We start from the raw sequence: 22,960 nt of genomic DNA, 5'->3' as shown, positions 1-22,960 counted from the left end.
GCTCACCCCGGCACGGCCGCGTCGGGCTCACGGAACCGGCCCTGCCCGCTTCTGACCTGGGGTGCTTCGGCAGAATGATGGCATGACCGACATTGACTGGGCGCGGCTGCGCGCCGCTGCCACCGAGGCGATGCGGCACGCGTACGCGCCGTACTCGACGTTTCCGGTCGGTGCGGCCGCCCTGGTCGACGACGGCCGGATCGTGGTCGGCTGCAACGTCGAGAACGCCGCGTACGGCGTGACGCTGTGCGCGGAGTGCGGTGTCGTCTCCAGCCTGCACGCCACCGGCGGCGGCCGGCTCGTCGCGCTCTCCTGCGTCGACGCCACAGGTGAGCCGCTGATGCCGTGCGGCAGGTGCCGGCAACTGCTCTGGGAACACGGCGGGCCGGAGTGCCTGATCGAGGCCAGGCCCCGCCCACTGCGGATGGACGAGTTGCTGCCACACGCCTTCGGTGTCGAGGACCTGGAGTCGGTGACGGGCGAGACGCCGGTGCCTGTGGTTCCCGAGCGGCTTGCCGCCTGGCGCGGACGGGGCACCGTCTTCGTGCACCCGGACATGTCCGCGGGCCAGCAGGTCTGGACGGCGTACTGGGAGCGGTCGGCCGGAGACGACGCCGGCGCCGAGACAGGTGTGCTGGAGGAGGCGCCGAGCTGGGACGACACGGCCGAGGCGATCGCCTGGGGCCTGGCCCGCTCGCCCAGGGTGGTCGTGGTCGACGAGACCGGCACGATCTTCTGGGCCGGTGAGGGGGAGCCACCTTTGGAGATCCCGGTTCGGTGGTCTGGTGGCTGAGCTTGGGGGATTGGGCCGACCGTGCCCGGCTCCGGGCGGTCAGGCTTGATCCCTCCGCCGGGCACGGCCGGTCCAATCCCCTCGGTGCTTGCGGTCGGTCCGTGGGTCGGGATTTCCAAAGACTGGGGAAGATCTTCTGATGAGTTTTGCTGCTGTTGACGTCATTCGGGTCAAGCGGGACGGGGGCGTGCTGTCGGACGCCCAGATCGACTGGGTGGTCGACGCGTACACCAGGGGGGTTGTCGCCGACGAGCAGATGTCCGCGCTGGCCATGGCGATCCTGCTGAACGGCATGACCGGGCCGGAGATCGCCAGGTGGACCGCCGCGATGATCGCCAGCGGTGAGCGGCTGGACCTGTCGGCGGTACGCCGGCCCACTGTCGACAAGCACTCCACGGGCGGCGTCGGCGACAAGATCACTCTGCCGCTCACCCCGTTGGTGGCCGCGTGCGGCGCTGCCGTTCCCCAGCTCAGCGGGCGCGGCCTCGGGCACACCGGCGGCACGCTCGACAAGCTGGAGTCCATCCCCGGCTGGCGGGCCACTGTGAGCAACGACGAGTTCATCGCCCAGCTCGACGAGGTCGGCGCGGTGATCTGCGCGGCCGGCGCCGGGCTCGCCCCCGCCGACCGCAAGCTGTACGCGCTTCGCGACGTGACAGGCACCGTGGAGGCGATCCCCCTGATCGCCAGCTCGATCATGAGCAAGAAGATCGCCGAGGGCACCGGCGCGCTGGTCCTCGACGTCAAGGTCGGCTCCGGTGCCTTCATGAAGTCCGTCGACCAGGCACGTGAACTGGCCCGGACGATGGTGGAGTTGGGCGGTGCGCACGGCGTACGGACCGTCGCCCTGCTCACCGACATGTCCACCCCGCTGGGCCTGGCGATCGGCAACGCCGTCGAGGTGACCGAGTCGGTGGAGGTGCTGGCCGGCGGTGGCCCGGCGGACGTGGTGGAGCTGACGGTGGCCCTGGCCCGGGAGATGCTCACCGCCGCAGGCCTCCCGGACGCCGACCCGGAGGCGGCACTGCGCGACGGCCGGGCGATGGACTCGTGGCGGGCGATGATCCGGGCGCAGGGCGGCGACCCGGACGCCCCGATGCCCAGCGCCGCCGAGGTCGAGGTGGTCCGCGCCGAGCAGGACGGGTACGTCGCGTCCGTCGACGCGTACGCCATGGGGGTTGCGGCGTGGCGGCTCGGCGCGGGCCGGGCCCGCAAGGAAGACCCGGTGAGCGTGCCGGCCGGTGTGGTGCTGCACAGGCGTCCGGGTGACGCCGTACGGGCCGGTGACCCGCTGTACGAGTTGCGCGCGGACGACGCCACGCGGATCCCGGCGGCGCTGACCGAGGCGGCGCGCGCGGTGCGGATCGCGTCGACCGCCCCTGCCGTGACGCCACTTGTCATCGAGCGGATCGGCTGACCGGACGCGGGTCGGGGTGGGCGTGGTGCCGGTCACCTGGGAGCGCTATTGTCGCAGGCCAAGGGGGGATAACCGGCCCTGCGCCGGCGTGATCAGACAGGAAGTTGCCCCGTGACCGTACCTGCCCCCGACCCGCGTGAGGTGCGTGAGGCGAGCCTGGACGAGCTGTCCCGGCTCGGCCTGCCGCTGCCGCCGGCCCAGTTTCCACTCGTGTGGGAGCCGGGCGATGCGATCGAGTTGCGTCCGACGCCGGAGATCGAGGCGCGGATCGCCGTCCTGCACCTGATCCTGGCCCGCTGTTTCGGGATGCCACCGCAGGCGGCGATGAGCTGGCTGCTCGGTTCGCATCTGGTCGACATGGTCACGCCGCCGGAGTGGCAGTTCGTGATGGGCGGCAAGGGTGACCACCGCTCGTTCGTGCTGCACCACGACGCGCTCTTCGCGCTGGCCTGGGTGCTCGGGTTGAGCAAGCAGCTGGACCCGACCCTGGCCGTGGACGAGCGGCTGGTGGAACGGTTGCCGCACATCGCCGAGGGGGAGACCTTTCCGCGTTGGCAGGCACGCATCCTCACCGCGCCGCAGCATCCGGCTGACGCGGCTGCGCTGCTGGATCTGCACTACTGCCTGGACTGGGCCTACCTGGAGACCGAGCGCGCCGGCCGGCGGGCTCCGGGGCTGGTCGACGCGAACGCGATCGGCCAGCGGCGGTGGGCGCTGGAGTGGGCGGTGATCCTGCGCGGGCCGTACCACGACGAGCCGCCCGGCTGGGAAGAGGTCGACCTCTCCACGTGAGGTCAGCGGGGCCGGTGGGCGTCGAGCCGGACGGCCACTGTCACCCGGACCGGCTCGGGCAGCGCGGCCATCCGGGCGGCGAGGGCGTGCGGGTCGGTGTGCCAGGCACTCGGACCCATCCCCACCAGGGTGGCGACCTCGGTGCGGGTGAGTGTCAGCTCGGCGCGGTGCACTGTCGAGCTGGCCGGGGTGAAGTGCCCGCCCAGGTTGGCGGCCACCCGGTCGGCCTTGTCCGGGTCGACCCGTAGCAGGTCGAGGGCGTCCACGAGTTCGCCGAGGTGGTCGGCGGCGGGGGTGACCACCAGCAGCGTGCCGGCCGGGTCGAGCACCCGGTGGAACTCCGGCCCGTTGCGGGGGGCGAAGACGTTCAGCAGCACGGCCGTCGAGCCGTCGGCAAGGGGCAGCCGCTGCCAGGTGTCGGCGAGGGCCGCCGCGGCCCGTGGATGCGCCCGGGCGGCGCGGCGCAGCGCCGGCTTGGAGACGTCCAGGGCCAGACCCACGGCGTCGGGCAGCGCCGCCAGCACCGCGCCGAGGTACCGGCCGGTCCCGGCGCCGGCATCCACCACCAGGGGGTACGCCCCGACGTGGGGGTCCGGCGGTTCGACCCGTACCCCTGCCGTTGGGTCCTTTGCTCTGCTTACCTCCACGCGATGGTTCGGTCCGGAAACCGTTGCGTCGGTTGAAGCAGAGCAAAGGGTGGACGGGGCAGGTTCCGTGGGCGTCGCGGCCGACGCGCGGAACCGGGCGACGGCCTCCGTCGCGGCAGCGGCGAGGGCGGCCGAGATGACGTCGTAGTGTCCGGCGGCCTGGAAGTCCACGCGGGCCGTGACCATCTCCGCGGTGTCACCGACGTGCGGGGCCCGACCGGCGAGCAGGTTGACGTACCCCTGTCGGGCGATGTCGAAGCTGTGCCGGCGCGGGCAGCGCAGCGCGCGGGCGGTGCCGGCGGTCGCCTCGGCCAGCGGCTCGCCGCAGACCGGGCAGCGCAGCCGGTCGAGGATGCGCGGGTCCACGTCAGGCCTCCGTGCCGCGTCGGGGGCGTGGCGCGCGGTTCTGCGCGAGGTGGTCGACGACCCGATGGGTGAACGCGCCGAGCGCCTCGACCTCGGCCGGGGTGAGCAGGTCGAGGAAGTGCTGACGGACTGCGGTGACGTGGCCGGCGGCGGCGGCCTCGATGGCGTCCCGACCGGCCGGGGTGAGTACGACGATCGCGCCGCGCGCGTCGTCCGGGCACTCCTCCCGGGTCACCAGACCGCGCTGCTGCATCCGGGTGAGGTGGTGCGAGAGCCGGCTGCGGGACCAGAGCATCCGGTCCGCCAGTTCGCTGAGGCGCAGCCGGCCCTGCGGCGTCTCGGACAGGTCGGAGAGCACGTCGTAGTCCGGCTCGGACAGGCCGGCGTCCTGGGTCAGCTCCCGGGCCAGCTCCAGGTCGAGCAGGCGGCGCATCCGGCGGTAGCCACGCCAAGCGCGGTCCTCCCGTTCGTCGAGCCACCTGGTCCCCTCCATGCCGCTCAGCCTAGCGTCTTGGTTGACATGTCATCCAATCGCCTCCTACGGTCGATGACATGTCAACGAATCCGCTGTGGGACCTCTTCGGCGCCCGGGGGCGCGGAGTGCTCGTCACCCTGCGCCGCGACGGCCGACCCCAACTGTCCACCCTCGACTACCTGGCCGAACCGGGACTGATCCGCTGCTCCACCACCGACGACCGGGCGAAGGTCCGCAACCTGCGCCGCGACCCGCGGGCCAGCTTCCACGTCACCACCGCCGACGGCGGCGCGTACGCGGTAGCCGAGGGAACTGTGACGTTCACCGAGCCGGCCACGGCCACCGGCTACGCGGCGGTCGACGAACTGGTCGAGGTCTACCGGGGGATCCGCGGTGAACACCCGGACTGGGCGGACTACCGCGCCGCAATGGTCGCCGACGGGCGGGTCGTCCTGCGGCTCGCCGTCGACCGGGTCTACGGCAGGCCCGGATGAGCGGGCTGGCGTGGCCGGCCCCGGCGGGCTGACTAGGGTCGGAGCATGGTCGCAACTATCCGGTACGAGGACATCGTCAAGGTCCCGAAGGCGCTGCTGCACGACCACCTCGACGGCGGACTGCGGCCCGCGACGATCGTCGAGCTGGCGGCGGAGGTCGGCCACGAGCTGCCCACCACCGACCCGGACGCGCTCGGACGCTGGTTCGTCGAGGCGGCCGACTCCGGCTCGCTGGAGCGCTACCTCGAGACGTTCGCGCACACGGTGGCGGTCATGCAGACCGCCCCGGCGCTGCGCCGGGTGGCCCGCGAGTGCGCGTTCGACCTGGCCGCCGACGGCGTGGTCTACGCCGAGGTGCGCTTCGCCCCCGAACAGCACCTGGAGAGGGACCTGAGCCTCGACGAGGTGGTCGAGGCCGTCCTCGCCGGGTTCGCCGAGGGCACCGCCCAGGCCGTCGAGGCGGGTCTGACCATCCGGGTGGGCACCCTGCTCACCGCGATGCGGCACGCCGCCCGCTCCCAGGAGATCGCCGAGCTGGCGGTACGGCACCGCGACGCAGGGGTGGTCGGCTTCGACATCGCCGGCGCCGAGGCGGGCTTCCCGCCCACCCGGCACCTGGACGCCTTCGAATACCTGCAACGGGAGAACTTCCACTTCACCATCCACGCGGGCGAGGCGTTCGGCCTGCCGTCGATCTGGCAGGCGATCCAGTGGTGCGGCGCGGACCGGCTCGGCCACGGCGTACGCATCGTCGACGACATCGCGCCCGACGGCACGCTGGGCCGGCTGGCCGCGTACGTGCGGGACAAGCGCATCCCGCTGGAGCTGTGCCCGTCGTCGAACGTGCAGACCGGCGCGGTGGACTCGATCGCCGACCACCCGATCGGCCTGCTGCGGGACCTGCGGTTCCGGGCCACCGTCAACACCGACAACCGGCTGATGAGCGGCACCTCGATGTCACGCGAGATGTCGCTGCTGGTGGAGACCTTCGGCTACGGCTGGCGGGAGTTGCAGTGGTTCACCATCAACGCGATGAAGAGCGCCTTCATCCCGTTCGACGAACGGCTGCGGATCATCGACGAGGTGATCAAGCCGGCGTACGCCAAGCTGCTGGCCTGACTCCTCAGCCGTGCGGGTGGCCGGCGAGCAGGCCGGCCACCCGGCGCAGCACCTCCCGCGCGCGGGCCGCCTCGGCGCCGAGCCCGGTCTGCCGGCGCAGCACGGCGGGCTCGGCCCGTAGCAACGCCACCCCGCGCCGCACCAGCACCCGGGGAGCCTTGCGCTGTTCGGCGAGATCGCGGGCCAGCCGGCGGACGAACGTCGCTCCGCGCGGGCGGCGCAGCGCGTACGCACCGGCGAGCAGCCCCCGGCTGCGGCACTCCTCGACGATCTCGGCGGCGAAGATCCCCTCCGCGACGAAAATTGGCGATCCGGCGACATCAAATGGCCGGGTGGCCACCCTTCGATCTGCGCCGATCGCATAAACCGGCACATCGGCCCGTCCGTGGCGCGCCAGTTGGGCAATGGTTTCCACGGCGGTCAGGGCGTCCCAGGAGTCGGGTGATTCCCAATCGACCTGGCCGTTTCGGTGCGGCAACGTAGGGTCATCGCCGTCTTTGTAGAAGTCGTCCAGGCAGAGCACCGGCAAGCCGGTTTGCTGCGCTATGTACGACTTTCCGGAGCCAGAAGGGCCGGCGAGCAGGACAACGCGGTGCGGATGTTTCATTACCTTCAGTTACTCCGACCAGACGGACTGCTATCAAATCGTATCAACATCTCATCACACCTTCGGCGGGTGACAACCTGGGCTTTCTTCTTGCCGGGCGTCGTGATGGAATCTCGGGGGTCCGACCCGCCGGGTCGGTCGCTGAGCGTTGCCCGGGGCAACGCGTTCAAGCTGTAATCGCGAGGGCGGTGACGTGAGCAAACGGCCAAAGACGGCGGGCTCCTTCCTGTCGCGGCTGCGCCGGCCGGCCAGCCGGCTCCGGGACATGCCGATCTGGTCAAAGCTCGGTCTCATCATGATCGTGCCGACCATCGCCACGGTCGTCGTGGGCACCAGTGGTCTCGTCGACCACCTGGAAACCCTCAGCAATGCCAACCGAGCGGGCGACCTGGCCAACCTGTCGAGCTACTCGGGCGACCTGGTCGACACACTGCAGGACGAGCGGACAGCCGCCGTGCTGCTGCTCCAGGCAGCCGGGACCCAGCCGAAGGCCCAGTACCAGGAGGCCTACAACCGGGTGAACTCCCGGGTGGACCAGAGGACCGGCCCCTACCGGCAGCAGCGCGCCGAGGTCGAGGACCTGCCGAGCAGCCTGGAGAGCCAGCTCGACGGGATCGACCAGTCGCTGAAGGACCTGCCGGGCGTCCGCAGCCAGGTGTTCAGCGGCAAGCTCAAGCTCACCGAGACGATCCAGGCGTACGAGGGCCTGATCAGCGACCTGCTCGCCATCCGTGACTCGGCCACGCAGCTCGCCGGTGACAACGACCTGAGCGACCGGATGCGCGCCGCCGCGGCGGTCGCCCGGGAGAAGGAGTTCCTCTCCGCACGCCGGGTCGTCGTCCACCGCGCGCTCGGCCAGCAGCGGATGACCCCTGTGCTGCGCACCGACTACATCGCCAGCGGCACCGGTCAGCAGCAGGCACTGCAGAGCTTCAAGGCCGTCGCCAGCCCGGACGAGGCGAAGTTCCACGACCAGACGGTCGCCGGCGGTGACCGCCGGGAGGCACAGAACTACACCGGCTGGATCGACGGCAACGTCACGGGCGACATGCGCGGCGCGCCGTTCGGCCCGGACCAGTGGGAATCCGCCATGACGGCGAACGCGAAGCTGATCCGCTCCGTCGAGACGAAGCTCGACAACGACGTGGTCGCCGAGGCCGACAGCCTGCGCTCCGACGTCCAGCGTCAGGTCTTCCTGGAGACCGGCCTGCTGCTCAGCATGCTGCTGCTGGCCATCCTCTTCGCCTACCTGGTCGCCCGCTCGATGGCCCGTTCGCTGCGTGAGCTGCGCCAGGGCGCCCTGTCCGTCGCCCAGTACGGCCTGCCGCAGGCGGTGGCCCGGCTGCGCGACCCGCAGGTCGTCGGGCAGCTCTCCCCGGTGCAGTTGGCCAACCAGATCGCCGAGCCGCTGCCCGTCCGCAGCAAGGACGAGTTCGGCCAGGTGACCGAGGCGTTCAACGCCGTCCACCTGGAGGCGGTCCGCACGGCCGCCGAGCAGGCGGCGCTGCGCGCCTCCGTCGCGACCATGTTCGTCAACCTGGCCCGCCGTTCCCAGATCCTGGTCGACCGCCTCATCGGGCACCTCGACCGGCTGGAGCGCGGCGAGGAGGACCCGGACCGCCTGGCCGAGCTGTTCCAGCTCGACCACCTGGCCACCCGGATGCGCCGCAACGACGAAAACCTGCTGGTGCTCGCCGGTGCCGACTCCACCCGCGTGCAGCGCGAGCCGGCAGCCCTCATCGACGTGCTGCGCGCCGCGCAGTCCGAGGTCGAGCACTACACCCGGATCGAGTTCGGGGTCATCGACCGTGACATCGAGGTTGCCGCGCACGCCGTGAACGACCTCGTGCACCTCGTCGCCGAGTTGTTCGACAACGCCACCGCGTTCTCGCCGCCGGACTCGCAGGTGATGGTCGAGGCCCGCCGGGTCGGCGACCGCGCCTCGCTCTACGTCGAGGACCGCGGCATCGGGATCAGCCGTGAGCAGTTGCAGGACCTCAACGAGCGACTGGCGACTCCGCCGCAGGTGGACGTGGCAGTCTCCCGGATGATGGGCCTGGTCGTGGTCGCCCGACTGGCGTCCCGGCACGGCGTCCGGGTCGAGCTGCGTCCCGGCTCCGACCGCGGCACTGTCGCCGACGTCACGCTGCCCACCTCGGTGCTGGTGCCCCGCGCGCTCTCCGGTCGGGTGCAGCAGCCCCCGGCCCTGCCCGCGGTCGGCGGCGGTGCCCAGCAGGGTGGGCCCGCGCCCGCCTACGGCGCCCAGCAGGGTGGCCCCGCGCCCGCCTACGGCGGCCAGCAGGGTGGGCCCGTGCCCACCTTCGGTGCGCTGCCCGCGCTGGGCAACGGTCCCCGCCCCAGCGAGTCGTCCGGCAACCAGGTCACCCTCGGCGGTCGGCCGTTCGACCCGGCGCCGCGCAACGGCACCGGCACGCCCGCCAACTCCGGTGGGTACCGCTCGATGCCGGCCTGGTCCGACCTGACCGGCGCGGCCGGTACGAACGGTGTCAACGGCGGCGACGGGTTCACGCCCCGGCCGGCCAACGGCCAGCCGATCGACCCGCTGCCGCAGCGCCGGGCCGGCGACGACTCCTCGACCGCCGGCCAGCAGCAGTCCATCCCGCGCCAGCTGCCCAGCAGCCCGGAGGCACACCCGTACTCGGCGCCGCCGGTCTCCGCGCAGCCGTACTCCGGCGCGCCGGTCTCCGCCTCGCCGGCATCCGGTCAGCCGTACTCCGGTCAGCCGTACTCGGGTGCGCCGTACGGTGGCCCGCCGGTGTCCGCCGCCCCGGCCTCCGGTCAGCCGTACGCCGGTCCGCCGGTGTCGGCGTCCCCGGTGTCGGCCTCGCCGGCGTCCGGTCAGCCGTACTCGGCGCCGCCGGCCTCCTCGGGCCAGTCGTTCAGCGGTTTCGTGCCCCGTTCCGCCCCGCCCGCCCAGGCGCCCAGCGCTCCGGCACCTCCGGCCTGGCCGCCGGTGCCGGGTGGCGAGCGCGAGGCGGCGACCCCGCCGGTGCCCGAGCGGCTCGCCGCCGCCCTGGACATGACGACGGAGCTGCCGCGGGTGCCCCGCCCCGGCGACCAGCCGGCCGCCGCGGCCCAGCCGCCGGCCCCGGCCCCCGCTCAGACCCCCGCCCCGGCCCCCGCTCCGGCTCCGGCCGCACAGAGCCGGCCGGCGCCGCAGCAGCCGCAGGCCCAGAACCGGCAACGGTACGCGGACGAGACGATGGAGCTGCCGATCTTCCGGGAGCTCGAGTCGGCCTGGTTCCGCACCCGCCGTCCGGGTCCGGAGGAGGCGGCGGCAGCCGCCAAGCCGGCGACGAACGGCGGCGGCGCCGCGACGCAACAGTTCGCCACGGTCGAGGCGAGCGGACCGGCAGTCCACAAGACACCACCCGGGACGACAGGTAACACACCGATGGCAGACACTCCGACGGCCGGAGGAGCGCCGCGGGACAACGGGTCGACAGCGAACGGGGGCGCACGCCCCAGCCTCGCCGAGAGCCTGCCGAACCGCCGGCCCCAACAGCAGCAGCAGACCAACGGCTGGCAGACCGCCGCCGACGACGGCTGGCGTGCCGCCTCGGCAGCGGCAAGCGCGGTGCCGGTGGCCGAGACCACGACTACCGGTCTGCCGAAGCGCAAGCCGATGGCGCAGCTCGTGCCGGGCGCGGTGGAGAAGCCCACCACCTCGGTCCAGCGGCGCTCCCCGGAGGCGGTCCGTGGCCTGCTCTCCGCCTACCACCGGGGCGTGCAGCGAGGGCGTAGCACCTCGGACAACCCGACCAGCCCGGAGGCGACTCCGGGAGGGCAGCAATCCTCGCAGTCTGGCTCAGGCCCAGCGGCCGGGAGCGGGCAGAAGGAGCAAGAAGGATGACAACTACGCAGGATCTTGGTTGGCTGCTGGCCAACTTCGCCGACCGGGTACCCGGTGTCGCACACGCGGTCGCCGTCTCGGCGGACGGCCTGCTTCTCGCGTCGTCACGGGACCTGCCCCGGGACCGGGCCGACCAGTTGGCCGCCATCGCGTCCGGCCTGGTCAGCCTCACCCAGGGAGCAGCCCGCTGCTTCGAGGGAGGCGCTGTGCTGCAGACCGTCGTGGAGATGGACAATGGCTTCCTGTTCCTGATGTCCATCTCGGACGGCTCGTCCTTCGCCGTGCTGGCCGCTCGCAGCTCCGACGTGGGCCAGGTCGGCTACGAGATGGCGCTGCTGGTCGACCGGGTGGGCGACGCGCTGACCCCGCAGCCGCGTGCGGCCGCGGGGATGCTGGGCTGACGCTCGGCCGATCGTGAGGTCGGCGCAACTGCAAGGACGACAACGACGAGTTCCACCGGTGGGAGCCGGTGCCGGGTGCGAAGGAGGTGAGCGGCGACATGGCCGATCGTGACGAACCGACCGGAGCGTTGGTCCGTCCATACGCCGTGACCCGTGGTCGCACCCGCCCCCGGCTGGACATCGCGCTGGAGGCGCTCGTCGAGACGACGGTGCGCGGTCGCGCCGCTGCCAATGGCAACGGTGGTGGTCGCGAACACCAGTACATCGCCGCGCTGTGTGACGGACGCGTGCAATCGCTCGCCGAGATCGCGGCGCGGATGCAGCTCCCGCTCGGTGTGGCCCGGGTGCTCATCGCCGACATGGCGACGGACGGCCTGGTCGCGGTCCACGAGCCGACCATCCTGGACGACTCCGACGACGCGGTGGGCACTGAACTGCTGGAGAGGGTGCTGAGTGGACTTCGCAGGCTCTGACATGTCGCACCGCCCGCCGAACCCGAGCGGCCGCGTGACGTCGGCGAAGATCGTTATCGCCGGTGGATTCGGCGTCGGTAAGACGACGCTGGTCGGCTCGGTCTCGGAGATCACGCCGCTGACCACCGAGGCCATCATGACCTCGGCCGGTGTGGGCGTCTTCGACACCCGGCAGGTGCCGGGCAAGACGACGACCACGGTGGCCATGGACTTCGGCCGGATCTCGATCGACCGTGACCTGATCCTGTACCTGTTCGGTACGCCGGGTCAGACCCGGTTCTGGTTCATGTGGGACGAACTGGTCCGGGGTGCCATCGGCGCTGTCGTGCTGGTGGACACCCGCCGGCTGGCCGACTGCTTCGCGGCGATCGACTTCTTCGAGCACCGGCGGCTGCCGTACCTGGTCGCCATCAACTGCTTCGACGGGATGCAGTACCACGACCCGCAGGACGTCCGGGACGCCTTGGCGATCTCCAGCGACGTGCCGGTGGTGGCCTGCGACGCCCGTAACCGGGAGTCGACGAAGCACGTGCTGATCTCGCTAGTCGAGTACGTGCTCACCATGCGCCGTACGCGCGCCGTCGCCCCGGCCTGACCGGGACGGTTCCATGCCCGGTGGTGGCTCCGGCCGCCACCGGGCACCACAGCCTGCCCAGCGCCGGCCGTCACGTCGACGGCCGGCGCAGACGTGTGCGTGGTCCTGCTCGCGGCTCACCCGGTACACGAATCGCGCCCCCAGTCGGCTGACTGAGGGCGCGATCGGCGCTTGAGGACTGTGGGGTCAGGACTGGTAGCCGGCGGAGCGGTACTCGTACTCCCGATCGTCGTCGCGGTCACCGTGGTCGCGGCTGAAGTCCCAGCCGCCGGCGGCCTCGCGACCCGGCCGGCCGCCCACCGCGAACCCGCCGATCTCCTGCCCGCGGCGCCAGCCACGGAAGTAGCCTGTGGTGTTCTCCGCGAGGCTCGCCGCGTCACGCACTATCCGCAGTGGACGCTCCTCGCGCAGCGGGGAACCGGGGACCAGGTTGGCCTGTGGCACCCGCTTCGGCAGCCCCGCCGTCGTCTCGGCGCCCACCGCCGGGCGGGCCGCCTGCTCGGCTGCCTGCCATCCGGTGTCGGCGGTGGTCGACCAGTCCAGGTCGGTTTCCTCGGTCTGGCCGACGAACCAGGCCGACTTCGCCTGGGCGAAAATCAACAGGTCGCCGTCGCCCTCGTCGGCCACCGGCGGCGGCCGGTGCTCGACAGGCGGCGACGGCCGGTGCTCGGCCACCCGCTCGGCGCGCGGCGCGGGACGGCCGCCGCGAGCTGCCTGCTCCCGGTCGACAAGCCGCAGCGGCGGCGTGTCCAGGTGCGCGTCGGCGGGCTGGTTGAGCCCTTCGCGCAGCGCCCGGTCGGCCAGCGGCGGCGGCTCCACCAGCCGCAGCATGGGCGGCTCCTGGGGCAGGTCGTCAGCGAGCCAGGGCGGGGTGACCCGGCCGTCGGCCCGACCCGGGTCGGTCGGGGCGTCGACGCCCCGACCCCCGCCGTACGGGTAGGCGACCGGGTTGTTCGCCGAGCTGTCGCTCGGGTCCTCCGGGTTGTTGACCAGCGGCCAGTTGGCCCGGGACCCCGGCGGCGGAGACTCCTGGCCGGGCCGGGGCGCCGGCACGGGGATGCTGAGGTCGGTGACGCTGAACCCGCCGGTCGGCGGCTCGTCCACCGGGAGCTGCTGGTGGCTCGGCCGGGGTTCGCCGTTGGTCTTCGGGCGGGGCGGGATGACTGTGCGTTGCCGCTCGGCCCGCGCGTGGTTGATCGCGGCGGTGGTCAGCGTCGGGCGGAACGGTTCGCCCGCCTCGGCCGGCGGCACCGCGCCGCGCTGCGTCGGGGCGATCGGGGTGATCCCGGGTGGCGGGGGCGGCGGCGAGGAGACCGGCCGGTTGGTCGGACCGTCGATCCGACTCGGCTCGCCGCGCACCGGCAGTGGGGACACCGGCGGGCCGGCGACGGCGGCCGGAGCCACCGGCGCGGGTGCGACAGGGGGAGGGGTGACGGGAGCCGGGGCGACAGGTGGTGGCCCGAGCGGGCGGGGCGTGGCCAGTGGCGCGCTGCCCGGGGCGGGCTCGGGACGGCTCCGCCGGCCCACGCTGGGGGCCTGCTCGGCGGCGACCGGCGTCGGCCGGACCGCCCGCAGGCCAGCGCTGGTGTTGTTCAGGCCGGCGCCGGTGCTGCCGAGGCCGGACAGCTCGCCGACCGATTCGCCACGGCGGGCGGCGGCGCGTCGACCGGGGGCCGGCGCGGGCGCGCTCACGCGGGCGCCGAGAGCGCTCACCAGCGCCTCGCAGCCGGCGTCGCAGGCCCGGACCGAGGCGACCGCCTGGCGGACCGTCTCGGCCACCGCAGAGGTGAGCGCCCGGTTCACCGCCGCCCGGCGGGGCGTCTCGGAGATGGCGACCCGCAGCGCGGTAACCGCGTCGTTGATCTCGTCGGCGTCGGCCACCCCGTCCGCGGCGAGGTGCGCGGCGATGGCGTCCGCCGCGACGGACACCTCACGACCGCGGGCCACTGTGCCGCCGAGCATGCCCGGCTCGGGAAGCGCGTCAAGCACCGCCAGGGAGACCGGCTCGGCCGGATCCGGGTACGCGCGCAGCGCCGCCGGGTACAGCTCGCGCAGGACCTCGCGCAGCGCCACGGCGGCGGAGTGCCGACCGCTGGCAAGCGCGGCGTGCGCGGCGAGCACCTGCTTGTAGCCGGCCAGGTCCCGGGGTGCGGGCAGCGTGACAGCGGAGAGCGCGCCCGCCTGCAACGCGCGGGCCAGGCCCACGGCGCGTCGTTCGGCAGGCGGTGACTGCATCTCCTCGAGCGAGTCGTCGTCGGCGAACCGCTCGGCGAAGTCGTCCACCGAGTCGTCGTCGGCGATCGCCAGGGGTCGACCCGCCGCGCTCAACAGCGAGGTGACCGTGTGGTCGTCGCTGTCGGCGGCGATGGCCGCACCGCTCGGCCCGCCCGACCGCTCCACGAGCAGCGCGACGAGCTGGGCGTAGCCAGCGGCGTCGTCGCTGATCTCGCAGACATGCAGCAGACGGCCTGCGTCATCGACCACAGCGGACGTCAGCGTCGAACCGGCCGAGGCCGGTCGGTCAGCCGAATCCGCCGAGGCCAGACCGCAGTACACGCGCACGAGCGCCACGGCGTCGTCCTCCTCCCGGGACAGGTCTTTCCTCTGCCAGCAACTGATGCTCCCCGGAACGGGTCAGTCGCGCCAGTCCACCACCGCAGAGATCTTGCCGACAATGGTCCGCCAGCCCAAACTTGCGGTCTGCGCCCCGATCTTCTTCAGCCGCCGACGGCCCATGAAGCCGCCGATCCCGCCGCTGACCGTCGCCCGCAGCGCCTCGTCCAGGTTGTCGAGGCTGGAGCCGGCGGAGAGCATGTCGAGTACCGCAGGCAGCCGCAACGCGTACGACAGGTCACGCGCGATCTCGCCGGCCTCGATCAGCAGGGTCGAATCCCAGGCGTCGTGACCGCCGCGCAGGTTCTCCACGACGAGGTCCAGCTCGTACGTGTCCTCGTCGAGAGGCGCGATATCTGCCGGCTCCACCCGTTCGGACAATTCATTCCAGCTGTCCAGTTGAGACAGATCGTTTGGCGCACCGGACCGGATGAAGCTGACAAGCGACTCGGGCGTCTTGAACAGCAGCAGCTTGCCCCGGTGGCTGAGGAAGACGGGCACCTCCTCGTCGTCCGCCTCGTCCGTGGCGTCGTCGTCGGCCCCGTCGGTCTCGCTGTCGCCTGTCGCGTCGGCGTCCCGGCGGCGCCGCGACGGCTCGTCCTCGTCGCTCTCGGCGAACTCCTCGGCCAACTCCTCGTCGAGGATGACTACCGTCTCGTCGTCCTCCTCCTCGATCACCTGACGGCGGGCGAGGAACGGGTCGTCCTGGTCGCGCTCGGTGACGTCGGTGGGGGTCAGCTCCCCCGCCGGCCGGTATGCGCGCAGCGTGAAGCCGGTGCCGGCGGGCAGGGCGATCTCCACCGGGTCGATCCGCACCTCGTCCCAGAGCGACCGGTCGGCCGACGTCGACGCGCGGCCGGTGTCCTCGGTGTCATCTGGCTCGGCCACGCCGGTGGTGTCGTCGAGCTCGGGCTCGTCGGCGTCGGGCCGTTGGGGCGACTGGCGGGCCACGCTGACCTCCGTGTGCTTCGGGTTGCCCACCCGCCGGTGTCTCGGACCGGCGAGTGACTCTGGGCACATACCCTAGTCGGCTGCTCGGGAAGACCGGAGCCCGCACCCCGATGGCGTCTTTCCGTACCGCCCGGGCCTGCGGATCGCCACCGGTGGCGCACCGGCCGCCTAACAAGTAGCGTAGCTACACATGAAGGCCCAGGCGCTGCACGGCCACCTCGACGCCCTGCTGCTCGCCGTCCTCGAACAGGGCGCGCTGCACGGGTACGCAATCATCGAGGCCCTGCGGGCGCGCAGTGACGGCAGCCTCGACCTGCCCACCGGCACCATCTATCCGGCGCTGCGGCGGCTGGAGCGGGCCGGGCACGTGGCGAGCACGTGGAGCACTGTCAACGGGCGGGAGCGGCGGACGTACCAGCTCACCGACGCCGGCCGGCGGGCGCTGGCCGGGGAGCGCGCCGGCTGGCGCGAGTTCCAGTCGACGGTCGGCCGCTTCCTCGACCCCGGCACCGCGCCCGGCGCCCCGGTCTGAGTCCCGGTGCGGCCGCGCACGTCTCAGCGCGCGGTGGCCAGCACCCAGCCGCGTGCCGCGCGGGCCAGCGAGAAGTAGGCGGCCCCGGCCAGCACCACGCCGATGATCATCGGAGGCCAGCTCAACGCCGCGTCCCAGAGGCCGAGTGACCAGGCGAAGAGCGCCCCGCCGGCGAGCGCCCCGAGGACCAGCACACCGGTCAGGCCGGCACCCACCGCGCGCTGCGCGGCGGCCAGGCCCGGTCGTGCCGTACGGGCGCTCGCCGCGACCACCAGCAGGCCGGCCACGGAGAGCAGCAGCGCGCCCACCCAGATCCAGTTGACCGTGGCGGAGAGCAGCAGGTAGACGGCCGGCGGGCGGGGACCGTCGCTCCAGCTCGCCCCGCGCCAGGTCAGGTCGCCGGCGGCCACCCCCACCCCGGCGATCGCCAACATCCGCAGGGCGAACCCGCGCAGGGCGGCCGTCGCCAGCTCGGCCTGCCAGGACGGCAGCAGCTGCGCCGGCGAGCCGAACTCGGCCACCGCCCGGCGCTGCGCCTCGGTGGGCGGCACCCCGCTCTCCCGGTACGCCTCGACGGCGTCCAGCAACCCGTGCCGGGCCTCGGTGAGCAGGTCGGACTTCAGGCGCGCCGGACCCTGCAACCTGGCGGCCAGTTTGCGCAGGTGCTCGTCGACCAACACGTCCTCACAGCGCGGCATGGCACCACCCTGCCACGACTTCGAGGCGCCGACGTCCGGGGGAACCCTGGTCCGTCCCCGAGCCGGCTCAGGGGGCGAGCGCCAGGTACCCGCGTTCGGCCGCCTCCTGGAGCAGCCACTGGTCCCGGTACCAGCCGGGGGCGGCGACCAGGTCGACGTGCCGGCCCCGCTGGATCACCCGGCCGCCGTCGAGGACGACGATCTCGTCCAGCTCGGCCAGGCCGCTGAGCCGGTGACTGATCAGCAGCACCGAGTGCCCGGCGGGGGTGGCGGCCAGGGCGGAGGCGAGCACCGCGTCCGCCGCGGCCGGGTCCAGTCCCTCGGTGGGCTCGTCGAGCACCAGCACGGGTGGCGCGGCGAGCAGCGCCCGGGCGAGCGCGAGCCGTTGCCGCTGACCACCGGAGAGCTGGCCGCCCTCCTCGCCGACCACTGTGTCCCAACCCGCCGGCTGGGCGCGTACCCAGTCCAGCAGACCCGCGGCGGCGGTGGCGGCGGCCAGCTCGTCGTCGCCCGCGTCCGCGCGCCCGAGCAGGAGGTTCTCCCGCACCGTCGCGTGGAAGACGTACGCCTCGGCGAGCAGCCCGCCGACCGCGCGGGGCAGCTCCTGCTCGGTGTACGCCGACAGGTCGCGGCCGCCCAGCTCGACTCGCCCGGACGAGGGCCGGACCGCGCCGGTCAGCACGGCGGCCAGGGTGCTCTTGCCGGCGCCGCTCGGGCCGACCACCGCGATCCGTCGACCGGCGGGCAGGTCCAGGTCGATGCCGTCCAGGGCGGGTGCGGCACCGGCCCGGTACCGCACGGTCAGCTCGACGAAGCGCAGGTCGTACGGGCCGGCGGGGTGAGCGCTGTCCTCGGCGGTCGGGGGAGTGGGCGTGTCCTCGTCGAGCAGGGCGGCCACCCGGGTCAGTCCGGGGCGCAGTTGGGTCCACTGTCGGGCCGCCGCGACCAGGACCAGCGCCACCTCGACGGCGGCCAGCGAGCCGACGGCGAGCACACCGACCAGCACACCCGGTACGTCGGCGGCCAGCGCGGCGAGCACCACCGCGCCGGCGGTCAGCCCGGCGACAAGCACCCCTGCCGCGTCCACCGCGAACCCGGTGGCGGCCAGCCGGCGTTCCAGCCGGGCCAGCCGGTCGGCCCGCTGCCCGGCGGCGCGCAGGGCGGCGTCGGTGGCGCCGACCGCGGCCAGGTCGGCGGCGCCGTGGGTGAGGTCGACCGCGTCGGTGGCGAGCGCGCCGCGCAGCGGGGCCACCTCTGCCGCGCTGCGTCTGGTGACGACCGTGGCCAGTGCGGGCAGCGCCACCCCGGCGACGAGCAGCCCGACGGCGAGCGCCGCGCCGGCCAGCGGCGAGATCAGCGTCGCGCCTCCCACGGCCAGCACACCGACAAGCGCCGCCGCCGAGCCGGGCACCAGCACCCGCAGCAGCAGATCCTGGACGGCTTCGACGTCGGAGACCAGCCGGCTCAGCACGTCCCCCGAGCGGTGCCCGGCGGTGCGGCGGGCGGCGAGGGTGGCGAAGACCCGGGCCCGTACGTCGGTGATCATGCGGAGCACCGCGTCGTGCCCGGCGAGCCGTTCGGTGTAGCGGAAGACGCCCCGGCTGATCGCGAGGGCCCGGACCGCGACGATCGCCACGGTGAGCCGGTCCAGGGGCGGCTGACCGGCGGCGCTCATCAGCAGCCAGGTCGCGGTGGCCATCAGGGCGAGCCCGGCGAACTCGGTGGCGGCGGCGAGCAGCCCTGCGCCGACGAGCCGGCCCAGGTACGGCCGGGCCAGTCGCAGCACCGCCCGTTCGGCGGCCGTCCGCCCGGCCGGTGGCGAGCCGATGTCCGGCGTGGGGTCCACCGGGTCCGGCCCGCGGCTAGGTGGCCCGGGTGCCGCGGTCATCGGGCCACCTTTCCGGTCGACGCCGGTGTCAGCTCGGTGAGCCGACCGTCCTCGATCCGCAGGATCCGGTCGGCGTCGGCCAGCAGCGCCGGCCGGTGCGCGACGAGCAGCGCCGTCCGTCCGGCGACCAGCCGGCGGGTGGCGTCGAGCACCACCGTCTCGGAGGCGGTGTCCAGGCGGGCGGTGGGCTCGTCGAGCAGCACCACCGGGGCGTCGCGCAGGAACGCGCGGGCCAGGGCCACCCGTTGCCGTTGCCCGCTGGACAGCCCGTGGCCGCGTTCGCCGAGCAGCGTGTCCAGGCCGTCCGGCAGGGCGGCCACCACGTCGTCGAGGGCGGCGTCGCGTACCGCAGCGGTGAGCGCCTCGGTCGGGGTGTCAGGTGCGCCGAGGCGGATGTTGTCGGCCAGCGACGCGGCGAAGAGGTGGGCGCGCTGCGGCACCCAGGCGAGCTGCCGACGCCAGGCGTCCGGGTCGGCGGCGGCGAGGTCCACGCCGTCCACGGTGATCCGGCCGCTGGTCGGGGTCACGAAGCCGAGCAGCAGGCCGAGCAGAGTGCTCTTGCCGGCGCCGCTCGGGCCGATGATCGCGATCCGCTCACCGGGCCTGATGGTCAGGGTCACGTCGCGCAGCGCTGTGGTCCGCTCGTACGCCACGGTCACCGACTCGAACCGGATCTCGCCCCGCCCGTCGGGGGTGGCCGCGCCCTCGGCCGCCCGGGGCGTGGTGGGCGTCGCCGAGATGGTGAGCGCCTCGTCCAGTGCGGCCAACCCCTCCATGCTGGCGTGGAAGCGGCTGCCGGCGGCCCGCAGCGGCAGGTACGCCTCCGGGGTGAGCAGCAGCACCAGCAGCGCCGTCTGGAGGGCCAGGCCGCCGCCGAGCAGCCGGATGCCGACAGGCACCGCGACCAGCGCCACCGACAGCGTGGCGACCAGCTCAAGCACCAGCGCCGACAGGAACGCGATCCGCAGGGTCTTCATTGTGGCGACCCGGTGCCCGTCGGCCATCCGGCGGACGACCTCGGTCTGCGCCCGGGCGCGGCCGAACGCGCGCAGCGTGGGCAGCCCGGCGACCATGTCCAGGAAGTGCCCACCCAGCAGGGAGAGCCGGCGCCACTGCCGTTCGGTGGCGGCCTGCGCCTGCCAGCCCAGCAGCGCGCCGAAGACCGGGATCAGCGGCAGCGTCAACGCGATGATCAGCGCCGAACTCCAGTCGGCGAGGACGATCCGGGCCAGCACGGCGAGCGGCACCGTCACGCTGAGCACCAGCTGCGGCAGGTACCCGGTGAAGTACGCGTCGAGCGCGTCCAGTCCACGCCCGGCCAGGGTGGCGAGCTGACCGGCCCGCTGCCCGGCCACCCAGCCCGGCCCGTGCCGACCGACCGCGCCGAGCAGGTCGGCGCGCAACGTGGCCTTGACCGTGGCGGCGACCCGCGCCGACACCGTGCCCTGTGCCCAGACCAGTGCCGACCGGGCGGCGACAGTGGCCAGGAAGCCGGCCAGCGCCGGCCGGTCCAGCCGCCCGTCGAAGGCGGTGGCCAGCACCGCCGCCAGCGCGGTGGCCTGCGCCACGATCAGCCCGGCGGCGAGCACACCCAGCAGCGCGAGCACGGCGAGGTCGCGCCGGGCCGCGGGGACCCGGCGCAGGAGACGCGGGTCGAAGGGACGGCGGTTCACCAGTACACCGGTGCCCTGCCGTCGGTCCGTCCCCGGAAAACCCACAAGCACATTGCCTGGAAGCCTAGTAGGGCCGGCAGCAGCGGCAGCGCCACCCAGGCGAGCAGCCGTAGCGTCGGCGTGCTCGCGGCCGCGTCGGCCACCGTCAGCGAGGCGGCCGGGTCGGTCGTGGACACCAGCACGTAGGGCCACAGGGCCGCGCCGACCAGCGCCACAGGCATCGCCAGGGCCATGCCTGTCGCCGCCAGAGCCCACCCCGGCCGCCGTCGGCTGAGCGCCGCGCGGGCCGCCAGCAGCGCCGCCACCAGCAGCACCGGCAGGAGTACGGCCACCGCAGGCCGTTGGACGCTGTCGCGTACCCGAACGGAGAGCAGGCCCACGACGGTGGCCACGGCGACCGCGGTGAGCGCCACCGGCACCAGCCGGCGGGCGGTGCGGCCGACCACTGCGGCGTCGGCGGCCGGCAGTCGCAGCGTGAGGAATGTCGCACCGTGCACCGCGACAAGCGCGACCATGGTCAGCCCGGCGGCGGCCGTGAACGGGGTGGCCAGGTGCGCCACACCGGTCAGGTGCCCGTCGGCCTGGCGGGGAACACCCTGCAGCAGCGCGGCGAGCAGGGCGCCCCAGCCCAGTGCGGCGAGCACGCTCCCGATCACCACGACCCGGTCCCAGCGCGCCCGGTCCCGCTCGTCGGCCGGCCGGCTGCGCAACTGCACACCGACGGTGACCAGGACGACCCCGACCAGCGCTCCGGCGACCGCCGGATAGCAGCCGGACAGCAGCTCGCCCTCCAGCATCGGGAACGCGCCGAAGAGGATCCCCACCGCCGCCACCAGCCAGACCTCGTTGCCGAGGAAGAACGGGCCGAGTGCGGTGAGGGCAGCCCGCCGCCCGGCCGGGCCGCCACCACGGGCGAGCAGCAGCCCGACGCCGTAGTCGAAGCCGGCGAGCACCAGGTAGCCGGCGAAGAAGAGGCCGAGCAGGGCGTACCAGGCGAGGTCCACGGGTGATCTCCTCAGGCGAGGGCGGGTTCGGGATGGGCCGGCTCGGTGGGCGGCGCCGGGGGACGGCCGAGCGCCGGGTCGTCCGCGCCGCGCGCCGCGTGCCTGGCGAGCAGCACCCAGTTGGTGACCGCGAGGGTGCCGAGCAGCAGGCTGAAGCCGATCAGCGAGGCGAGCATCACCGGTGCGCCGACCGGGGAGACGGCCTGCTCGGTGGGGAGCAGCCCGTACGCCACCCAGGGCTGACGGCCTACCTCACGGGCGATCCAGCCGAGGATCACCGCGACGAACGGAAGCGGCAGGGCGAGCAGGATCAGCCAGAGCGGGAAGCGCAGCCGGATCACCCAGTCGCGGAAGAGCAGCGGCAGCAGGAACCAGACGCAGCCGAGCGTGAAGCCGATCAGGATCATGAAGCCTAGCCCGACGTTCGCCAGCACCGGTGGCGTGTAGTCGCCGGGGCCGAACCGGGTGGCCCACTCGGCGATCAGCGCCTGCGCCTCCGGGCTCTGGCCGCCGAACTTGGTCGGCTGCACACCGCCGACCGGGCCGAACTGGGCGAAGCCGAAGCCCTGCACCAGGCTGATCGCCAGCGCCGAGGTGACCAGGCCGATCCGCAGTGAGGTGCGGAAGAGCACGAAGTCGGGCGTACGGCGGATCAGGTGCCAGGCGCTGACGGCCGCCATCAGCATCCCGCCGACAAGCAACGCGGCCGAGACCACGTGCCCGAACGCCATGCCGAGGCTGGGGTTGGTGAGCAGCGCGCCGAAGTCGGTGAGGTGGGCGATGCCGTCGCGGACCTCGTACCCGACCGGGTGTTGCAGCCAGGAGTTGGCCACCATGATCCAGAACGCCGAGGCGTACGCGGTGAGCGCCACGCCCCAGAGCAGCGCGAGGTGGACGCCCCTGCGGAGCCGGTGCCACCCGAAGATCCACATCCCGAGGAACGTGGACTCCAGGAAGAACGCCACGAGTGTCTCGATGGCCAGTGGCGCACCGAAGACGTTTCCGACGTAGCGCGACAGGCCGCTCCAGTTCAGCCCGAACTGGAACTCCATCACGATGCCTGTGGCGATGCCGAGCACGTAGTTGATGACGTAGAGCTGGCCCCAGTAGCGCGTCAGCCGCTCCCACCTGGGGTTGCCGGTGAGCACCCAGGCGGTCTGCATCCCGACCAGCAGGGTCACCAGCCCGAGCGTGACCACCACGAACAGGAAGTGGATCGAGGTTGTGGTGGCGAACTGCAGGCGGGCGAGGAGCAGGGTGTCCATGGCCGGCCTCCGTAGGTTGGCTCCCTTGTCGTAGCCACACTACACGTAGTATGGCTACATGTCTGCCTACTACGCCCTGTCGTAGACAATATTACGACGCGGTGTAGTAGATGCGCTTGTCGGGAAGGTGCTGCGGGGCCGCCCTCGTTCCGCCGCCTTTGCTCTGCTTCAACCCAGGCGGCGGCTCTGCCCAAAATGTGTTGCCTCGGTTGAAGCAGAGCAAAGGGAGGCTCGACCACCTGGCTTACCAGGCAGCGACATCCACGCCGTCAACCCGGCAGCG

Annotated in this window: 20 protein-coding genes; 10 read left to right on the top strand and 10 right to left on the bottom strand. The window is 73.2% G+C overall.

Annotated features, from left to right (window positions below):
* Positions 1-82 precede the first annotated feature (82 nt).
* The 3 genes from ACZ6N8_RS03145 (at position 83) to ACZ6N8_RS03135 (ending at position 3,002) form a co-directional block, all read left to right on the top strand.
* Positions 83-793 carry a cytidine deaminase gene (locus tag ACZ6N8_RS03145; protein ID WP_466007120.1) on the top strand — a complete coding sequence of 237 codons (711 nt, stop codon included), beginning with the start codon at positions 83-85 and terminating at the stop codon, positions 791-793.
* Positions 794-929: 136 nt separating this feature from the next.
* A complete protein-coding gene (locus ACZ6N8_RS03140) occupies positions 930-2,210 on the top strand; it encodes a thymidine phosphorylase (RefSeq protein ID WP_466007300.1) in 1,281 nt (426 codons plus the stop codon).
* Positions 2,211-2,321: 111 nt separating this feature from the next.
* Positions 2,322-3,002 (top strand): DUF4272 domain-containing protein, encoded by a 681-nt coding sequence (locus tag ACZ6N8_RS03135; protein WP_357989575.1) that lies wholly within the window; start codon positions 2,322-2,324, stop codon positions 3,000-3,002.
* A gap of 2 nt (positions 3,003-3,004) precedes the next feature.
* On the opposite strand, the gene ACZ6N8_RS03130 is transcribed toward ACZ6N8_RS03135, so the two are convergent.
* Entirely contained in the window at positions 3,005-4,015 is a 1,011-nt protein-coding gene (locus ACZ6N8_RS03130) for a putative RNA methyltransferase (protein WP_466007118.1), read from the bottom strand.
* Between the two features lies 1 nt (position 4,016).
* Positions 4,017-4,508: a MarR family winged helix-turn-helix transcriptional regulator gene (locus tag ACZ6N8_RS03125; protein ID WP_364368260.1), complete on the bottom strand. Its 492-nt coding sequence runs from the start codon at positions 4,506-4,508 to the stop codon at positions 4,017-4,019.
* A gap of 59 nt (positions 4,509-4,567) precedes the next feature.
* Between ACZ6N8_RS03125 and ACZ6N8_RS03120 the strand changes: the two genes are divergently transcribed.
* Both ACZ6N8_RS03120 and ACZ6N8_RS03115 read left to right on the top strand, forming a co-directional pair.
* The gene (locus tag ACZ6N8_RS03120; protein ID WP_466007116.1) at positions 4,568-4,984 is read left to right on the top strand and encodes a PPOX class F420-dependent oxidoreductase; all 417 of its coding nucleotides are present in this window, start codon (positions 4,568-4,570) and stop codon (positions 4,982-4,984) included.
* Positions 4,985-5,029: 45 nt separating this feature from the next.
* Positions 5,030-6,103, top strand: coding sequence for an adenosine deaminase (locus tag ACZ6N8_RS03115; protein ID WP_466007115.1), 1,074 nt, complete (start codon positions 5,030-5,032; stop codon positions 6,101-6,103).
* Positions 6,104-6,107: 4 nt separating this feature from the next.
* Here ACZ6N8_RS03115 and ACZ6N8_RS03110 read toward each other — a convergent pair whose 3' ends face one another.
* Entirely contained in the window at positions 6,108-6,443 is a 336-nt protein-coding gene (locus tag ACZ6N8_RS03110) for a hypothetical protein (RefSeq protein ID WP_466007113.1), read from the bottom strand.
* Between the two features lie 460 nt (positions 6,444-6,903).
* Between ACZ6N8_RS03110 and ACZ6N8_RS03105 the strand changes: the two genes are divergently transcribed.
* The 4 genes from ACZ6N8_RS03105 to ACZ6N8_RS03090 all read left to right on the top strand — a co-directional run bounded on the left by ACZ6N8_RS03105 (position 6,904) and on the right by ACZ6N8_RS03090 (position 12,053).
* A complete protein-coding gene (locus ACZ6N8_RS03105) occupies positions 6,904-10,584 on the top strand; it encodes a sensor histidine kinase (protein WP_466007111.1) in 3,681 nt (1,226 codons plus the stop codon).
* Positions 10,581-10,985, top strand: a complete 405-nt coding sequence (locus tag ACZ6N8_RS03100; RefSeq protein WP_007455462.1) for a roadblock/LC7 domain-containing protein — start codon at positions 10,581-10,583, stop codon at positions 10,983-10,985. The genes ACZ6N8_RS03105 and ACZ6N8_RS03100 overlap by 4 nt, the downstream gene beginning before the upstream one ends.
* 98 nt (positions 10,986-11,083) lie before the next feature.
* A complete protein-coding gene (locus ACZ6N8_RS03095) occupies positions 11,084-11,458 on the top strand; it encodes a DUF742 domain-containing protein (RefSeq protein WP_354817333.1) in 375 nt (124 codons plus the stop codon).
* Position 11,459: 1 nt separating this feature from the next.
* Complete coding sequence (locus ACZ6N8_RS03090; RefSeq protein ID WP_466007108.1) at positions 11,460-12,053, top strand: GTP-binding protein; 594 nt, start codon at positions 11,460-11,462, stop codon at positions 12,051-12,053.
* Between the two features lie 186 nt (positions 12,054-12,239).
* Here the strand turns inward: ACZ6N8_RS03090 and ACZ6N8_RS03085 are convergent, their stop codons facing one another.
* Positions 12,240-14,648, bottom strand: a complete 2,409-nt coding sequence (locus ACZ6N8_RS03085; protein WP_466007298.1) for a transposase — start codon at positions 14,646-14,648, stop codon at positions 12,240-12,242.
* Between the two features lie 39 nt (positions 14,649-14,687).
* A complete protein-coding gene (locus tag ACZ6N8_RS03080; protein WP_466007106.1) occupies positions 14,688-15,647 on the bottom strand; it encodes a DNA primase in 960 nt (319 codons plus the stop codon).
* Positions 15,648-15,807: 160 nt separating this feature from the next.
* Between ACZ6N8_RS03080 and ACZ6N8_RS03075 the strand changes: the two genes are divergently transcribed.
* The gene (locus ACZ6N8_RS03075; RefSeq protein WP_466007105.1) at positions 15,808-16,149 is read left to right on the top strand and encodes a PadR family transcriptional regulator; all 342 of its coding nucleotides are present in this window, start codon (positions 15,808-15,810) and stop codon (positions 16,147-16,149) included.
* A gap of 23 nt (positions 16,150-16,172) precedes the next feature.
* Here the strand turns inward: ACZ6N8_RS03075 and ACZ6N8_RS03070 are convergent, their stop codons facing one another.
* The 5 genes from ACZ6N8_RS03070 to ACZ6N8_RS03050 form a co-directional block, all read right to left on the bottom strand.
* Positions 16,173-16,847: a permease prefix domain 1-containing protein gene (locus tag ACZ6N8_RS03070; RefSeq protein ID WP_466007104.1), complete on the bottom strand. Its 675-nt coding sequence runs from the start codon at positions 16,845-16,847 to the stop codon at positions 16,173-16,175.
* A 67-nt stretch (positions 16,848-16,914) separates the two neighbouring features.
* Positions 16,915-18,735 (bottom strand): thiol reductant ABC exporter subunit CydC, encoded by a 1,821-nt coding sequence (gene cydC, locus ACZ6N8_RS03065; protein ID WP_466007102.1) that lies wholly within the window; start codon positions 18,733-18,735, stop codon positions 16,915-16,917.
* On the bottom strand, positions 18,732-20,408 hold the full coding sequence (gene cydD / locus ACZ6N8_RS03060; RefSeq protein WP_466007101.1) for a thiol reductant ABC exporter subunit CydD: 1,677 nt from the start codon (positions 20,406-20,408) through the stop codon (positions 18,732-18,734). The genes cydC and cydD overlap by 4 nt, the downstream gene beginning before the upstream one ends.
* Positions 20,405-21,412 (bottom strand): cytochrome d ubiquinol oxidase subunit II, encoded by a 1,008-nt coding sequence (locus ACZ6N8_RS03055; protein WP_466007099.1) that lies wholly within the window; start codon positions 21,410-21,412, stop codon positions 20,405-20,407. The genes cydD and ACZ6N8_RS03055 overlap by 4 nt, the downstream gene beginning before the upstream one ends.
* 11 nt (positions 21,413-21,423) lie before the next feature.
* Entirely contained in the window at positions 21,424-22,677 is a 1,254-nt protein-coding gene (locus tag ACZ6N8_RS03050) for a cytochrome ubiquinol oxidase subunit I (protein WP_466007097.1), read from the bottom strand.
* Between the last annotated feature and the right edge of the window lie 283 nt (positions 22,678-22,960).

Source organism: Micromonospora sp. NPDC047521 (assembly GCF_055587305.1).
This window is presented reverse-complemented; position numbering and strand designations above follow the sequence as displayed.

Excerpts from the sequence above, each read along its gene's own strand:
- ACZ6N8_RS03145 (WP_466007120.1), top strand. The coding sequence starts at position 83 with ATGACCGACATTGACTGGGCGCGGCTGCGCGCCGCTGCCACCGAGGCG.
- ACZ6N8_RS03125 (WP_364368260.1), bottom strand. The coding sequence starts at position 4,508 with ATGGAGGGGACCAGGTGGCTCGACGAACGGGAGGACCGCGCTTGGCGT.
- ACZ6N8_RS03120 (WP_466007116.1), top strand. The coding sequence starts at position 4,568 with ATGTCAACGAATCCGCTGTGGGACCTCTTCGGCGCCCGGGGGCGCGGA.
- ACZ6N8_RS03115 (WP_466007115.1), top strand. The coding sequence starts at position 5,030 with ATGGTCGCAACTATCCGGTACGAGGACATCGTCAAGGTCCCGAAGGCG.
- ACZ6N8_RS03100 (WP_007455462.1), top strand. The coding sequence starts at position 10,581 with ATGACAACTACGCAGGATCTTGGTTGGCTGCTGGCCAACTTCGCCGAC.
- ACZ6N8_RS03095 (WP_354817333.1), top strand. The coding sequence starts at position 11,084 with ATGGCCGATCGTGACGAACCGACCGGAGCGTTGGTCCGTCCATACGCC.
- ACZ6N8_RS03090 (WP_466007108.1), top strand. The coding sequence starts at position 11,460 with ATGTCGCACCGCCCGCCGAACCCGAGCGGCCGCGTGACGTCGGCGAAG.
- ACZ6N8_RS03075 (WP_466007105.1), top strand. The coding sequence starts at position 15,808 with ATGAAGGCCCAGGCGCTGCACGGCCACCTCGACGCCCTGCTGCTCGCC.
- ACZ6N8_RS03070 (WP_466007104.1), bottom strand. The coding sequence starts at position 16,847 with ATGCCGCGCTGTGAGGACGTGTTGGTCGACGAGCACCTGCGCAAACTG.
- cydC (WP_466007102.1), bottom strand. The coding sequence starts at position 18,735 with ATGACCGCGGCACCCGGGCCACCTAGCCGCGGGCCGGACCCGGTGGAC.
- ACZ6N8_RS03050 (WP_466007097.1), bottom strand. The coding sequence starts at position 22,677 with ATGGACACCCTGCTCCTCGCCCGCCTGCAGTTCGCCACCACAACCTCG.